The sequence below is a fragment of the Pararhizobium sp. A13 genome (genome assembly GCF_040126305.1).
Taxonomy (GTDB): domain Bacteria; phylum Pseudomonadota; class Alphaproteobacteria; order Rhizobiales; family Rhizobiaceae; genus Pararhizobium.
In genome coordinates this window covers 3,783,538-3,797,690 of sequence record NZ_CP149510.1, presented here as the reverse complement: position 1 = coordinate 3,797,690, position 14,153 = coordinate 3,783,538, and the positions used below count along the sequence as shown (strand labels likewise).

General features: G+C 60.2%; 13 protein-coding genes. 8 read left to right on the top strand and 5 right to left on the bottom strand.

The annotated features are described in order from the left end of the window. Nucleotides 1-10 precede the first annotated feature (10 nt). From WI754_RS18625 to WI754_RS18610, 4 genes are all read right to left on the bottom strand, one after another. Nucleotides 11-799, bottom strand: a complete 789-nt coding sequence (locus WI754_RS18625) for an ABC transporter permease (protein WP_349434932.1) — start codon at nucleotides 797-799, stop codon at nucleotides 11-13. Beyond that, complete coding sequence (locus tag WI754_RS18620; RefSeq protein ID WP_349434931.1) at nucleotides 796-1,668, bottom strand: ABC transporter permease subunit; 873 nt, start codon at nucleotides 1,666-1,668, stop codon at nucleotides 796-798. The genes WI754_RS18625 and WI754_RS18620 overlap by 4 nt, the downstream gene beginning before the upstream one ends. Before the next feature lie 71 nt (nucleotides 1,669-1,739). Further along, a complete protein-coding gene (locus tag WI754_RS18615) occupies nucleotides 1,740-2,843 on the bottom strand; it encodes an ABC transporter substrate-binding protein (protein WP_349434930.1) in 1,104 nt (367 codons plus the stop codon). A gap of 240 nt (nucleotides 2,844-3,083) precedes the next feature. Further along, nucleotides 3,084-3,941, bottom strand: a complete 858-nt coding sequence (locus tag WI754_RS18610; protein WP_349437864.1) for a MurR/RpiR family transcriptional regulator — start codon at nucleotides 3,939-3,941, stop codon at nucleotides 3,084-3,086. Between the two features lie 232 nt (nucleotides 3,942-4,173). Between WI754_RS18610 and WI754_RS18605 the strand changes: the two genes are divergently transcribed. The 8 genes from WI754_RS18605 to WI754_RS18570 all read left to right on the top strand — a co-directional run bounded on the left by WI754_RS18605 (nucleotide 4,174) and on the right by WI754_RS18570 (nucleotide 12,534). Beyond that, a complete protein-coding gene (locus WI754_RS18605) occupies nucleotides 4,174-4,941 on the top strand; it encodes an N-formylglutamate amidohydrolase (RefSeq protein ID WP_349434929.1) in 768 nt (255 codons plus the stop codon). Between the two features lie 112 nt (nucleotides 4,942-5,053). Continuing rightward, nucleotides 5,054-6,619: an amino acid permease gene (locus WI754_RS18600; RefSeq protein ID WP_349434928.1), complete on the top strand. Its 1,566-nt coding sequence runs from the start codon at nucleotides 5,054-5,056 to the stop codon at nucleotides 6,617-6,619. A 91-nt stretch (nucleotides 6,620-6,710) separates the two neighbouring features. Further along, the gene (locus tag WI754_RS18595; RefSeq protein WP_349434927.1) at nucleotides 6,711-8,081 is read left to right on the top strand and encodes a glutamine synthetase family protein; all 1,371 of its coding nucleotides are present in this window, start codon (nucleotides 6,711-6,713) and stop codon (nucleotides 8,079-8,081) included. 90 nt (nucleotides 8,082-8,171) lie between these two features. Next, complete coding sequence (locus WI754_RS18590) at nucleotides 8,172-9,557, top strand: aldehyde dehydrogenase family protein (protein ID WP_349434926.1); 1,386 nt, start codon at nucleotides 8,172-8,174, stop codon at nucleotides 9,555-9,557. Beyond that, nucleotides 9,554-10,699: an iron-containing alcohol dehydrogenase gene (locus tag WI754_RS18585; RefSeq protein WP_349434925.1), complete on the top strand. Its 1,146-nt coding sequence runs from the start codon at nucleotides 9,554-9,556 to the stop codon at nucleotides 10,697-10,699. The genes WI754_RS18590 and WI754_RS18585 overlap by 4 nt, the downstream gene beginning before the upstream one ends. 193 nt (nucleotides 10,700-10,892) lie before the next feature. Beyond that, nucleotides 10,893-11,102, top strand: a complete 210-nt coding sequence (locus tag WI754_RS18580; protein ID WP_349434924.1) for a ParA family protein — start codon at nucleotides 10,893-10,895, stop codon at nucleotides 11,100-11,102. A 56-nt stretch (nucleotides 11,103-11,158) separates the two neighbouring features. Continuing rightward, a complete protein-coding gene (locus tag WI754_RS18575; RefSeq protein WP_349434923.1) occupies nucleotides 11,159-11,632 on the top strand; it encodes a hypothetical protein in 474 nt (157 codons plus the stop codon). A gap of 209 nt (nucleotides 11,633-11,841) precedes the next feature. Next, complete coding sequence (locus WI754_RS18570) at nucleotides 11,842-12,534, top strand: ParA family protein (RefSeq protein ID WP_349434922.1); 693 nt, start codon at nucleotides 11,842-11,844, stop codon at nucleotides 12,532-12,534. A gap of 62 nt (nucleotides 12,535-12,596) precedes the next feature. Here WI754_RS18570 and WI754_RS18565 read toward each other — a convergent pair whose 3' ends face one another. Next, nucleotides 12,597-13,886: an FAD-binding oxidoreductase gene (locus tag WI754_RS18565; protein ID WP_349434921.1), complete on the bottom strand. Its 1,290-nt coding sequence runs from the start codon at nucleotides 13,884-13,886 to the stop codon at nucleotides 12,597-12,599. Between the last annotated feature and the right edge of the window lie 267 nt (nucleotides 13,887-14,153).

Sequence of the window (14,153 nt, the reverse complement as noted above, 5' to 3'; positions counted from 1 at the left end):
GATCAATACCTCAGGGCTTGGAAGGAGCCGATTTGCTGAAACGGGAGACGAGCTGCAGAAGCGCCATGCATCCCCAGGTGATGGCAAACGCGATGACCGCGAGCGCTGGCGGCTCGTAGGCACGGTTGGCGCCGATCAGCTGCAGGTAGGGACCGAAGGCAGGGCGATTGAGCAGCGACGGCATGGTGAATTCGCCGATGACGATGGCAAAGGTGATGAAGGCGCCGGACAGAACGCCGCTCATGACATTGGGAAAAATGCATTTGAACATGATGGTCGGCCAAGAAGCGCCGAGGCTTTGAGCGGCCTCCGTCAATGTGCCGACATCGATGGTGCGCATGGCGGTATCCACCGAACGATACATATAGGGCAGCGACAGCGTCATGAACGAGAACATCAAGAGCAGGTCAGTGCCGCGCGCCGAGCCCGTGAAGGGAATGAACGACGACGAGTTGTACAGTCTGAGGTAGCCGAAGACGATGACGATGGCTGGAATGACCAGCGGCATCAGCGTGATGAACTCGACCACCGGCCGCATCGACGGCAGGCGCAGGCGGACCCAATAGGCCGTCGGCACAACCAGGAGGACGCCGAAGATGATGGTGAGGATCGCCATCACGATGGAGTAGCTGAAGGATTCGCGGAACTGGATGTCCGAGAAGACAGAGCGATAGGCATCGAAGGAATATTCGCCGCGGCGCATGCGCAGGGAAAATTCGAATGTCGCGATCAGCGGCACGATGAAGTAGGAGGCGCCGAACAGGACCGCGATCCAGGCGCCGATTTTTTGTGTCTTCATTTCTGCCACCGTTCGGCGCGCATGCGGAGCCAGATGTAGATGAGGTTGGAAATGCCGGTAATGACGATCATGCCGAGGGCCAGGGCGTAGCCGAGGTTCGGATTGTGCAGAACGTCACCGCGGATCTGGGCGTAGAGCTGGATCGGCACGATGTTGAAGGTCGAACCTGTCAGCGAATAGGCGGTGGCGATCGCGCCGAAGGCGTTTGCAAACAGAAGCAGCGTCGTGCCAAGGATGCTGGGAAACAGGATCGGCAGCGCTACCTTGGTCCAGTATTGCGTGTTGGTCGCGCCAAGGATTTCAGCGGCTTCGCGCCATTCCTTCTTCAAACCGTCGAGCGCCGGCGTAATGATCAGCACCATCAACGGGATCTGGAAATACATGTAGGTCAGTGTCAGGCCGACGAAGCTGAGCAGATTGAACCCCGTGGCATAAAGATTGATACCGAACCAGTTGTTCAGGATCATGGTGACCAGACCGGTGCGGCCGAGCGTGGCAAGAAAGGCGAAGGCCAGCGGCACGCCGGCGAAATTGGAAGCAACGCCGGAAAAGGTCAGGAGCGAGGAGCGGATCCAGGGGGGCAGACCGCCGAGTACGACGGCCCAGGCCAAGCAGAAGCCGATCAGTGCGCCGCCGATGGACGAGGCCAGGCTGACCTTGATGGAAATCCAGTAGGAGGCGAGAATCTTGTCGGTGAACAGTCCGCCAATGTTCTCGAAGGTGAATTCGCCCGCCGGATTAACGAACGCCCCGGTCACGAGATAAAGCGTCGGAGCGATGAGGAACATGACTGCGAAAAGCAGGAACGGCGTGATGCCGAGCCAGTCGATAGCCGTCTTCTTCAAATCAATGGCCTGTTTTGAGCTCATCCGGCAACCGTTTCTTGAAAAGGGAGAATGGTCTTCCCGCGCAATCGCGGGAAGACCGAAATGCGGCAGTCTTATTGGACGTTGGCGCCAACGACTGTATCCCAGCCCTTGGTGATCGTTTCCTTGTAGGCTTCCTGTTCGGCGAGCGTCGGGAACACGGCCTTTTCATAGGCAGCGGCCGGCGGCAGCTTGTCGAGCAGGTCCTGCGGGATCTTGCCGTTCTTGGCGAGATCGTTGAAGCGGATCGGGTGGCAATAGCCCTTCAGCCAGCCGAGCTGACCCTCGTCGGAATAGAGGTATTCCATCCAGAGTTTGGCAGCGTTCGGGTGCGGGGCGTAGGCCGAGATCGCCTGAACGTAGACACCGGCAACGACGCCGGAAGCCGGGATGATGACGTCGACCGGCGGGTTGCCGGCAAGCGTGTCGCGGTCGGCAAGGGCGTTGTAGTCCCAGCGCAGGATGATCGGGGTCGTGCCCTGAGCGAGCGGAGCGGACTTGCCGATGACCGGGACGAAGTTGCCCTTGGCGTTCAGTTCCTTGAAGAAGGCAAGGCCAGCTTCGCCGGACTTTGCAACGTCACCAGCAGCGCCCGAAAGGCCGGCTGCGAAAACGCCGGAGATGGCCTGGTTTGCCGTGCGCGGGTCACCGGCAAGGGCTACCATGTTGGCGAATTCCGGCTTCTGCAGGTCGGCCCAATCCTTCGGGCTTTCCTTGACGAGGTCCTTGTTCACTTCGAAGGCCATGACGCCGTAATAGTCGCCGTACCAGTAGCCTTCAGCGTCCTTGGCGGTGTCCGGGATCGTGTCCCAAGTCTCGACCTTGTAAGGCTGGATCAGCTTGTCGGCCTTGGCGGACGGGCCGAAGGAGAGGCCGACGTCGATCACGTCCGGAGCCTGGTCGCCCTTGTTGTCCTTGTTGGCCTTGATAGCTTCGATTTCATCGCCCGAACCGGCATCCGGGTTGAGTTCGTTGACGGTCAGGCCGTACTTGGCCTTGAAGCCTTCGATGACGCCGCCGTAGCCGCACCAGTCGTGGGGCAGGGCGATCGTGGTCAGCGTGCCTTCTGCCTTGGCAGCGGCAATCAGTTCGGCGCTCGGCTCGGCAGCCGCGATGGCGGTCGATGCCACGACCATGGCGGTCGAAAGCGAAAGCAGGCGGCGCATATGTGAAATCACTGGTCTTCTCCTCTTGTGGTTATATCAGTCAGCTTCGATGGAAGCTGATACTGGGGTCCGATGAAGCTTATGTGACAGGTGGTGTCTCCTTTGCGACAAGACATTCGCAGCCAGAACACCTTCATTTTATTTTCAAAATTTGAAACCGCCTGGATGCAGGCGGCAATTATACCACTGTTGAATTGCGGTTCGCGACATCCTTCTCTAGGTCCGGCGTCGCCTCGCTGTTTGGTGCTCCTTTTAAAGCGGCTTGCGAAAAAGCCGTGTTGAATCGAACAGGCCCTCGAGTGTTTTCATCCGGTCGCGCGTCTCGTCCCAGATGGAACTCTGCACGGCCTCGATCAGCGCCTCGACGGCAAAAAGAATGACGACCGAACTGTCCCAGGCAGACGGTGCTTCGATCTGGATGCGGAAAACACGCCGAGCCGACTTGGCAATCGGAGAGCTCCACTGATCGGTGAAGAGAATGATTTCGACGCCGCGCTCGCGGGCGATGCGCGCCAGTGTTTCCATCTCCTGCTCGTAACGGCGGATATCGAACATGATCAGGACGTCGCCCTTTTTCATGTCGAGCACGTAATGCGGCCAGGAGCTGGAATTGGCCGCGATCTGGGTGACGCCGGACCGAATGACTTGCAAATGGGTAAAGAAATAATCGGCAAGCGCCCGGGTGATGCGGCCGCCAACCAGATAGATATTGCGCTTGCGGTCGGCGATCAGGCTCGCGGCGCCATCGAACTCAGCCGTTTCAAGCTGGGCGAGGGTGGCGCGCATGTTGTTCATCGTTGCGTCGGCGAAACGATTGAGGATATGCGTGCCCGGCGCATTCGCCGCCCAGCGGTCGTGTTTGCTGATCGGATTGGAGATCGTCGCTTCGAGTTCCTGGTGGAGCCGTTGCTGGAAATCCGGAAAACCACGGAAGCCGATCTTCTGGACCATGCGGGCAACGGTCGGCGTCGACACGCCTGCATTCTCGGCAACAGTCGTGATGCTGCCGAGTCCGGAAACCGGGTAATTGTCGAGAAGCGTCGCCGCCAACTGCTTCTCCGCGCGCGTCAGCACAGAGAAATGGGCGTTGATCACATCCGACACCGTCACAGTGCCTTCAGAGCTTGTCAAAATCGATCCCCTGGCTGGTCTTTGCCAGCTTTGTGACAGAGTAAACATCGCTGTCACAATTCGAGTCAATGGCCTTTTTGAAGAGATCGTTTCAGTTTTCGATTGACATGGGTAAAATCGTGAAGAATTCTTTTCATTAACGAATGCTTGCGGGCCCTTTTTCCGGGGTATGGCTTTCAGTTCTGGCAGGCAACTGAAAAGGAAATCGCATTTGACGGGGCTTTTGACAGAGGCGGATGGTGCGCCGGTCGCAGTGGAAAATCCGGAGGCATTGAGCTCGGTTCTCTTGATCTGCGAGCATGCGTCGCGCCGTCTTCCAGAGAAAATGGGAACGCTCGGAATGTCGCCCGAGGCCCTTTCCAGCCACATCGCCTGGGACCCGGGCGCCCTTGCGGTATCTCAACTCCTGGTGAAAAGCCTTGATGCTGCGCTGATCTACCAGCGGTTTTCTCGCCTGGTGTATGATTGCAATCGCCCGCCGGAAGCGGAAGCCGCCATGCCGCCCGTCAGCGAAGTCTTCGAGATACCCGGCAATGCTGCGATCTCAGCAGCGGAGCGCCGGGCGAGGACCGAGGCGCTTTACGTGCCGTTTCGTGATGCACTGTCGGGTTTCATTTCGACGCGAAAGACCGAGGGTCGGCCGCCGGTGCTTGTGACGATGCACAGTTTCACGCCCGTTTATCACGGCAGGCAGCGCGACGTTGAAGTCGGTATTCTGCATGACACGGACAAAAGGCTGGCCGCCTGTATGCTGGCGGCGGCCGAAAAAACGAAACGCTACGATGTTCGCCGCAACGAGCCCTATGGGCCGGCCGATGGCGTGACGCATACATTGATCGAGCATGGCTTGAAGAATGGCCTGCTCAACGTAATGATCGAGATCCGCAACGATCTCGTTCGGGATGAAGTCGGTCAAAAGGTCATGGCCGATTATCTGACAGGCCTGCTGGGCGAAAGCCTTCAGGCACTGTCGCAATAAAAAGACCTGGGGAGCGGCATGTCCGCGGAGACTGGTCCATGGGCTTCCATGGACACTGGCACTTCAGCCGACCGGCAATACCGCCGGAGGCTGGTCGATACAGGGGAAAAAGATGTCAGACTATACAGATACAGACAAAAAGCACGACGTAGGCGTGCTGCATTCCATGGGCTATGCCCAAGAGCTTGAACGGAGCATGAGCTCGTTCTCGAATTTCGCAATTTCATTCTCGATCATCTGCATTTTGTCGGGTGGCATCAACTCATTGGCGCAGGCAACATCCGGTGTCGGCGGCGCTGCAATCGGGATCGGCTGGCCGGTCGGGTGCATCATCTCCGGCTTCTTTGCGTTGGGCATGGCTCAGATCGCCTCGGCCTATCCGACGGCCGGTGGTCTGTATCATTGGTCGTCCATTCTGGGAAACCGCTTCACGGGCTGGCTGACGGCATGGCTCAACCTGCTCGGTCTGATCACCGTTCTGGGCGCGATCAACATCGGCACGGCGCTGTTTCTCGGTGGCACCTTCGGCGCGCAGCTCGGTCTCGTCGGCGAGGATGGCCTGGTTTCGCCGGGAACGCAGGTGCTGCTCGTTGCGGGCTTTACGCTCGTGCAGGTGCTGATCAACCATTTCGGTATCAGGCTCACAGCCAAGCTGACCGATTTTTCAGGCTCTCTCATTCTGGTGACCGCAGCTGTTCTGACGATCGCCTGCCTGTATTTCGCACCCACTTGGGAAATCAGCCGTCTTTGGACCTTTACCAACAACTCGGGCGAGATCGGCGGCAATGTCTGGCCGCAGTCCGAGAGCATGTGGTACGTTTTCGGCCTCGGTCTTCTGCTGCCGATCTACACCATCACTGGCTATGACGCGTCCGCGCACACGTCTGAAGAAACGAAAAAGGCGGCCAATTCGGTTCCGCGCTCTATCGTTTCGTCAGTCGTCTGGTCGTCGCTGGCCGGCTGGATCATGCTGAGCGCCTTCGTCATCGCCATCCCGGATATGGCGGAAGGTGCAAAGCAGGGCTGGAACGTGTTCTTCTACACGGTCAACACGATCATGCCTGCATGGCTGGTCACGGTCCTGTTCATCGCGATCTTCATCTCGCAGTTCCTCTGCGGCCTTGCCACGGTCACGTCGGCATCGCGCATGATCTTCGCTTTCTCGCGTGACAAGGGTCTGCCGGTTGGTTCCAAGGCGCTGTCCTCGGTCAGCCCGAAGTTCCGCACGCCGGTTACGGCGATCTGGACGGCTGGTATTCTCGAAGTGCTTTTCGTCTGGGGTGCGCTGTTCATCTCGGTCGGCGAGGCCAGCCTCTACGTGACGGTGGTCAACGCCACCCTGATCTTCCTATTCCTGTCCTTCGTTTTCCCGATCGTGCTCGGCATCTTCGCCTTCGGCACGTCAAAATGGCCTGCAGCGGGTCCCTGGGATCTCGGTGCCGGCGTTTACAAGCTGGTCTCGGTGCTTGCCGCCATCGGCATGTTGATCATCATTTACATCGCCATCCAGCCCCCGAATGACAAGGTGTTTGCCGTCACGCTCGGCTTCATCGTGCTGGCAGTCGGCATCTGGTTCGCCTTTGAAGCCAAGCGCTTCCAAGGGCCGCCGATCGGCGACATGATCGAAAAGCGCAAGGCCGACATCCTCGCTGCCGAAAAGGCAGTGGGCGAAGCCTGATCGTTGACAGATCAAGACCTGGGCCGGCGGCTTGTCCGCCGGTCTGTTCTGCCAATCAGACGGCGCCGGGCGCCCAACACTGGATGTAGATATGAGCGCGAGCTACTCGTTTGAAGAATTGAAGAAGGATGTCGCCGAAGGGCGCATCGATACGGTCCTGGCCTGCCAGGTGGACATGCAGGGACGCTTGATGGGCAAGCGTTTTCACGCGCAGTTCTTCGTCGACAGCGCCTGGGAAGAGACCCATAGCTGCAACTACCTGCTGGCGACCGACATGGAGATGGACACGGTGTCCGGCTACAAGTCGACCAGTTGGGAAGCGGGCTACGGCGACTATACGATGAAGCCGGACCTTTCGACGCTTCGCCGCATTCCCTGGCTGGAAGGCACGGCGCTGGTTCTCTGCGACATGCTCGACCATCACACCCACAAGGAAGTGCCGCATTCGCCGCGCGCCATCCTCAAACGCCAGATCGCCCGACTGGAGGCGATGGGGCTGAAGGCCTATATGGCGACGGAACTCGAATTCTTCCTGTTCGACCAGAGCTATGACGATGCGCGCGAAAGCGGTTACCGCGACCTGAAGCTCGTCAGCGGCTACAATGAGGACTACCACATCTTCCAGACGACCAAGGAAGAGGATGTGATGCGGGCGATCCGCAACGGTCTGCAGGGCGCCGGCATTCCGGTTGAAAACTCCAAGGGCGAGGCGTCCGCCGGCCAGGAGGAAATCAACGTCCGCTACGCCGATGCCCTGACCATGGCCGACCGGCACGCGATCATCAAGAACGGCTGCAAGGAAATCGCCTGGTCGCGCGGCAAGGCGATCACTTTCCTCGCCAAGTGGAATTATCATGCCGCGGGCTCGTCGTCGCACATCCACCAGTCGCTCTGGAGCCTGGATGGCAAGACGCCGCAGTTCTTCGACAAGGAAGCCAAATACGGCATGTCGGAAACGATGCGCCACTACGTCGCCGGCCTTCTGACGCATGCGAGCGAGATCACCTATTTCCTCGCGCCCTACATCAATTCCTACAAGCGCTTCATGGCCGGAACCTTCGCGCCGACCAAGGCCGTCTGGAGCAAGGACAACCGCACCGCCGGATACCGGCTTTGCGGCGAGGGTACCAAGGCGATCCGCATCGAATGCCGCGTCGGCGGCTCCGATCTCAATCCCTATCTTGCCATGGCAGCCCTGATCGCCGCCGGCATTGCCGGTATCGAGGGCAAGCTGGAGCTGGAAGCGCCGTTCGTCGGCGACGCCTATGGCGGCAAGAACATCCGCGAAATCCCCGGAACGCTGCGCGACGCGACGCAGGCGATGAACTCCTCGAAGATGCTGCTCGACGCGTTCGGCGAGGATGTCATCGAGCATTACACCCGCGCCGCCGAATGGGAGCAGGAGGAATACGACCGCCGCGTGACGGATTGGGAAGTTGCGCGGGGATTCGAACGGGCGTAACGCCATCGCTCAGAATCGGCTTCGATCCGGTAGATGCCCGAAAGGGCGGTACCGGATCATAATTTTTGACGACAGAACAGGAAAACGATCATGACCATGATCCAATGCATATCCCCGGTGAACGGGGAGGTTTATGCGGTACGACCCGCTGCTGACGCCGCCACCGCCTCGGCCGCTGTGGCGCGCGCCCGCGCGGCGCAGAAAGACTGGGCCAAGCGCCCGGTCGAACACCGCGTCAAGCTGGTGCTGGCCGGTGTCGCACGGCTCAATGAAATGGTCGACGAGGTCGTGCCGGAACTCGCCTGGCAGATGGGGCGGCCAGTGCGCTACGGCGGCGAATTCCGCGGCTTCAACGAGCGTTCCAACTATGTCGCCTCCATCGCTGCGGACGCGCTTGCGCCGATCGTCGTCGAGGACAGCACCAGCTTCGAGCGTCGCATCGAGCGTGTCGCGCACGGTGTCGTCTTCGTGATCGCGCCGTGGAACTACCCCTATATGACGGCAATCAACACCGTCGCGCCGGCGCTGATGGCGGGCAATGCGGTCATGCTCAAGCATGCCAGCCAGACGATCCTCGTTGGCGAGCGCATGGTGCACGCCTTTGTCGAGGCGGGCGTCCCGGAGGACGTGTTCCAGAACATCTTCCTCGACCATGCCACGACCTCGGCGCTGATCGCGGCCAAGAGCTTCGATTTCGTCAATTTCACCGGCTCGGTCGAGGGTGGCCGGTCGATCGAGCGGGCTGCTGCCGGCACCTTTACCGGGCTCGGCCTCGAACTTGGTGGCAAGGATCCGGGCTATGTGATGGAAGACGCCGATCTCGACGCTGCCGTCGATACGCTGATGGACGGCGCGATGTTCAATTCCGGGCAGTGCTGCTGCGGCATCGAGCGCATCTATGTGAACGAAAACCTCTATGACGCCTTCGTCGAAAAGGCTGTTGCCTTCGCCTCCGCCTACAAGCTCGGCAATCCGCTCGAGCAGGAAACCTCGCTTGGCCCGATGGCGCACAAGCGGTTTGCCGCAGAAGTCCGCGCCCAGACGGCCGAGGCCGTTGCCAAGGGCGCCAGGGCGCTGGTCGATCCGAAGCTGTTCCCGCAGGATGACGGCGGCGCCTATCTTGCGCCGCAGGTGCTTGTCGATGTCGATCACTCCATGAAGGTGATGACGGAAGAAAGCTTCGGCCCGGTCGTCGGCATCATGAAGGTGAAGAACGATGCCGAGGCACTCGCCCTGATGAACGATTGCAAGTACGGCTTGACCGCCTCGCTTTGGACGAAGGACGCCGAACGCGCTGCTCGTATCGGCAACGACCTTGAAACCGGCACCGTCTTCATGAACCGCGCCGATTATCTCGATCCGGCGCTCTGCTGGACCGGCGTCAAGGAAACGGGCCGCGGCGGCTCGCTTTCCGTCATCGGTTTCCAGAACCTGACCCGCCCGAAATCCTACCATCTGAAGAAAGTAACAGCATGACCATCACAGCCAACTGGAGCTATCCGACCGCTATCAAGTTCGGGGCGGGGCGGATCAAGGAACTTGCCGATCACTGCAAGGCGCTTGGCATCAAGAAGCCGCTTTTGGTCACCGACCGTGGCCTTGCGCCCATGCAGATCACCCAGAATGCGCTCGACATTCTCGACGCTGCCGGGCTCGGCCGGGCGCTGTTTAGCGATGTCGATTCCAACCCAACAGACGTCAACCTTGGGGCCGGCGTCAAGGCGTTCAAGGACGGCGGCCATGACGGCGTGATCGCCTTTGGCGGCGGCTCGGGGCTTGATCTCGGCAAGTGCGTCGCCTTCATGGCCGGACAGACCCGGCCGGTCTGGGACTTCGAGGATATCGGCGACTGGTGGACGCGCGCCAGCGTCGAGGGTATCGCGCCGATCATCGCTGTGCCGACGACCGCCGGTACCGGCTCCGAAGTCGGCCGCGCCTCGGTCATCACCAATTCACAGACGCACACGAAGAAGGTGATCTTCCATCCGAAGTTCCTGCCGGCTGTGACGATCTGCGATCCGGAACTGACGGTCGGCATGCCGAGGGTGATCACCGCCGGCACCGGCATGGACGCCTTCGCCCATTGCCTGGAAGCCTATTCCTCGCCGTTCTATCACCCGATGTCGGCCGGTATCGCGCTCGAAGGCCTGCGCTTGGTCAAGGAATACCTGCCGCGCGCCCATAAGGACGGCACGGATATCGAGGCCCGCGCCCATATGATGAGTGCGGCCGCCATGGGCGCTGTCGCCTTCCAGAAGGGCCTTGGTGCCATCCACTCGCTGTCGCATCCGGTCGGCGCGATCTACAACACCCACCACGGCATGACCAATGCCATCGTCATGCCGCCGGTGCTGCGCTTCAACCGCCCGGCCGTTGAAGACAAGATCGGCATGGCCGCCGCCTATCTCGGCATTTCCGGCGGTTTTGACGGCTTCTATGACTACGTGCTGACGCTGCGGGAAGAACTCGGTGTTCCGGACAAGCTGTCGGCGCTCGGCGTCGGCACGGACCGCATCGACGAAATGGCCGCGATGGCGATCGTCGATCCGACGGCGGGCGGCAATCCGGTCGAACTGACGCTTGATGCCGCCAAGCAGCTTTTCCGCGACTGCATTTGACATGAAGCATGGCTAGAGGCGTCAGCGCTTTCAGCCACAACATTCAACGGAGCCGGTCCCTGCGATCGCTCCGTTTTTTATTTCCCGGCTAATGATTGTTTGTCTTTCGTTAACGCTGTTTTGCAAGGCTTGGGGCACGGAGCGCCTTTACTCGAAGGGGTGATGGCAGCCTAAGGAGGCCGACGGGAACGAGATGGCTGTAATTTCAATTGCGAATGCCAAGGGAGGATCCGGCAAGACGACGGTAGCATTGCTTCTGGCCATGGAGTTTGCGCAAAAGGGCGAGAAGGTCGTCATTTTCGACTGCGACCCTCTTGCATTTGCGGCCAAGTGGCACGGGTTGCCCGGCGCGGTCGACAGTATATCCGTTGTGACCGGTGTGACATTTGCCGCGACGCGCTGATTGCCCTGGCTGCCGGTCTTTCCGACCTCATGCTCATTCCTGTTCAGGGCTGCGCCATGGACGCGCAGGGCGCAGCGCACGTGCTCGACATCATAGGGCAGGTGGAAAGCAACGCGCGTAGCCCCATCAACCATGCCGTGGTCCTGACCCGCGTCAGCTCCTTTGTGACGACACGCGCCATCCGCAGCGTCAAGGCGCTTCTTGTCCGGCGCAATGTGGCGCTGCTCGACACGCCCATCATCGAACGTAGCGCTTACCGCGACATGTTCGAACATGGTGGAACGCTCTATACGATCGATGAAGCCAAGCTCACCAACCTCGCCAAGGCGCAGCGAAACATGCAAGGGCTTGCGACGGAAGTCCTGCATTTGGTGCGCGGGCAGCCGCACCTGCAATCGAGCGGTTCGCTTGCGCGTATCTGCTATAAGGCGCCGGAACGTATCCCGCAGTCGGAAAACCCTGCCGGACATTCGCTGGTGGCGCGCGCCGCCCTGTCCTTCGATTGCAGCGCGATACACGCTGATCCCTGATCTCTCGAAATCTGGAAAGTTTTATCGTGAGTTTCGCCTCGTTGCGCCACACGTTCACACCTGTTTGGGCCAGCATCGTTAATTCTAGCGAGGGGCGTGTTTAGATTTTTTTAACCACGATCTGAAAGGTTTGATTAACCGGAGCGCGATGGGCCTTGGGCTTTGCGGGAGCCATGCCGGGGCTCGGACGTTTTCAGACAGGGACAGCAATGCCAGTTATCACATTTGCAAACACCAAGGGCGGCGCGGGCAAGACGACCGCCGCGCTTATCCTCGCGACGGAACTCGCACGCTGTGGTGCACGCGTCACCATTCTCGATGCCGATCCGCAGCACTGGATCTCCCACTGGCATGAAATTTCGGGAGAAGTCCCCAATATCGACGTCATCTCGAATGTGACGATGGCATCTATCCAGACGCATATCAGCGAAAACAGGGCCAAGACCGACTATTTCATCATCGATCTCGCCGGCGCCCGCAACACGCTGATGGCAACGGCGATCGGCCTTTCCGATCATGTCATGATCCCGATCCAGGGCTGTGCCATGGATGCCAAGGGTGGCGCCCAAGTGCTCGAGCTGCTCTGTCACCTGCAAGAAAAAGCTGGCATCCGCATCAATCACTCAGTCGTTCTGACCCGGGTCAACTCACTGGTGACGACTCGGGCGCTACAGGTGGTGAAGCAGTTGCTCACCGAGCGCGCCGTTCCGGTCCTCGATACGCCGATCATCGAACGTGCCGCTTTCCGCGACATCTTCGACTGTGGTGGCACCTTGCAGACGATGGACGCGAGCCGAGTCAGCAATCTCGACAAGGCCCGCGAAAATGCCCGCGCCTTTGGCGACGAAGTCCGCAAGCTGGTGCCGCTTCGGCTGGTCGATCCGGCGCGCCGTGCGGCCTGATCGCACAACTGCAAGTCAAAAGCCGTGCAGAGCGATCCGCGCGCCCTTTTCAGGTTCAGATTTCAGAAGCGACGGTCGATGAAGTGCTTGGCTTGCGCGCCAGCGTGATAGAAGACCGACTTGAGGCTGCGCCATGGATCGGGCGTCAAGGGCGTTTCGGCAAGCGGCAAGGCGTTCGGCGCGCCCATGACATGGTTGGCGAGTGCCCGGCCGAAGACCGTGCCCGGCGCGATGCCGCGGCCGTTGTAGCCGCTGATCGAAAAGACGTTCGGCGCCATCACGTGCATCTGCGGCAGGTTGTTGGTGGTCATGCCGATGCGACCGTCCCACCAGTATTCGAACCGGACGTCGCCGATCATCGGGAAAAGCTTGCGCAGCGAGCGCTTGACGAAAGCCCGGTGCGTTCCCTTCGCAACTGCGTCCAGCCGACCGACGCTGCCGAAAATCATCCGGTTCTGCTGGTCCATGCGGAAGGACGTCATCACGAGGCCGGTATCCCAGCAGCCCTGGCGTTCCTGCAGGATGCTTCGGGCGACATTGTCGCTGAGCGGTTGGGTGGCAAACTGGAAAAAGGGCAGGATGGTCAGTTCTTCCGTATGGGCCGACCAAGGCGTGCGCTCGATGAGCTTGCCATAGGCATTGGTGGCAAGGATCACGCTTTTGGCCGTGATCGAGCCGCCCGGCATCGTCAACCTCCAGGTGTCGCCGTTGCGTTCGGCGGCAAGAAGCGGCGTCTCGGTGTAGATCTCGGCGCCGGCTTCGAGAGCTGCTCGGGCAAGGCCGCGGGCATAGGCAAGCGGCTGGATCGTACCGGCGCGACGGTCGAGCAGGGCACCAGCGAATCCTTCCGCACCGGTTAGCGCCCTGGTGCGCTCGGCGGACAGCACTTCGACGGGAGCGCCGAATTTCTTCCACTGTGCTTCCCGGTCTTGGATGTCCTTCAGGCCCTCGGTTCCGACGGCCATGTGCAGCGTGCCGTTGCGGACGGCCTCGCATTGGATCTGGTGCTTGGCGACCAGATCGTAGACGACGGACGGCCCATCGCCGAGTTCGGTCAGAAGTCGGTTACCGGCATTAACGCCGAGCGTGGCGATCAGGTCGTCGGGTTTTGTCCACATGCCGGCATTGACGAGGCCGACATTGCGGCCGGAGCCGCCGAAGCCGATCATCTTCGCCTCTGCGACGGCGACTTTCACGCCCTTTTCGGCAAGGTGAAGTGCCGCCGAAAGTCCGGTGAAACCGCCGCCGATCACCGCGACATCGACGATGACGTCGCTTGCAAGCGGGCGGCTCTCGGGAGCCGCAGGCGCCGTGGCATGCCAGAGGTTGGGAAGGGAGCGTTCGGCGGCCATCACGGCATTCCTCGTCTGTCGGAATTGAACTTACTTTCTTCCGACAGATAGAGCATTGCGGCAATGTTTTTTAATGACAAAAGATGATGAGGTCATGAAGCGAAGGGATGTGGAGAGAAGCCCTGAAACGATTGGGGCCGCGGTGCTTCCAAGCTACGCACCGCGGCCCCGTTTTCCATCTCCCGAAAGTATGCGCAATACTCCATCGGCCGGGCGATAAGGCCGTCCGGTGAATGTTTTCGTGCTGAAAACGCCGGGCTGCGCTGC

What these genes read in the sequence shown, in the direction of transcription:
- WI754_RS18625 (WP_349434932.1), bottom strand. Translation starts at nt 799, where the DNA reads ATGAAGACACAAAAAATCGGCGCCTGGATCGCGGTCCTGTTCGGCGCC.
- WI754_RS18595 (WP_349434927.1), top strand. Translation starts at nt 6,711, where the DNA reads ATGAGCGCGAGCTACTCGTTTGAAGAATTGAAGAAGGATGTCGCCGAA.
- WI754_RS18580 (WP_349434924.1), top strand. Translation starts at nt 10,893, where the DNA reads ATGGCTGTAATTTCAATTGCGAATGCCAAGGGAGGATCCGGCAAGACG.
- WI754_RS18600 (WP_349434928.1), top strand. Translation starts at nt 5,054, where the DNA reads ATGTCAGACTATACAGATACAGACAAAAAGCACGACGTAGGCGTGCTG.
- WI754_RS18575 (WP_349434923.1), top strand. Translation starts at nt 11,159, where the DNA reads ATGGACGCGCAGGGCGCAGCGCACGTGCTCGACATCATAGGGCAGGTG.
- WI754_RS18585 (WP_349434925.1), top strand. Translation starts at nt 9,554, where the DNA reads ATGACCATCACAGCCAACTGGAGCTATCCGACCGCTATCAAGTTCGGG.
- WI754_RS18565 (WP_349434921.1), bottom strand. Translation starts at nt 13,886, where the DNA reads ATGGCCGCCGAACGCTCCCTTCCCAACCTCTGGCATGCCACGGCGCCT.
- WI754_RS18570 (WP_349434922.1), top strand. Translation starts at nt 11,842, where the DNA reads ATGCCAGTTATCACATTTGCAAACACCAAGGGCGGCGCGGGCAAGACG.
- WI754_RS18620 (WP_349434931.1), bottom strand. Translation starts at nt 1,668, where the DNA reads ATGAGCTCAAAACAGGCCATTGATTTGAAGAAGACGGCTATCGACTGG.
- WI754_RS18590 (WP_349434926.1), top strand. Translation starts at nt 8,172, where the DNA reads ATGACCATGATCCAATGCATATCCCCGGTGAACGGGGAGGTTTATGCG.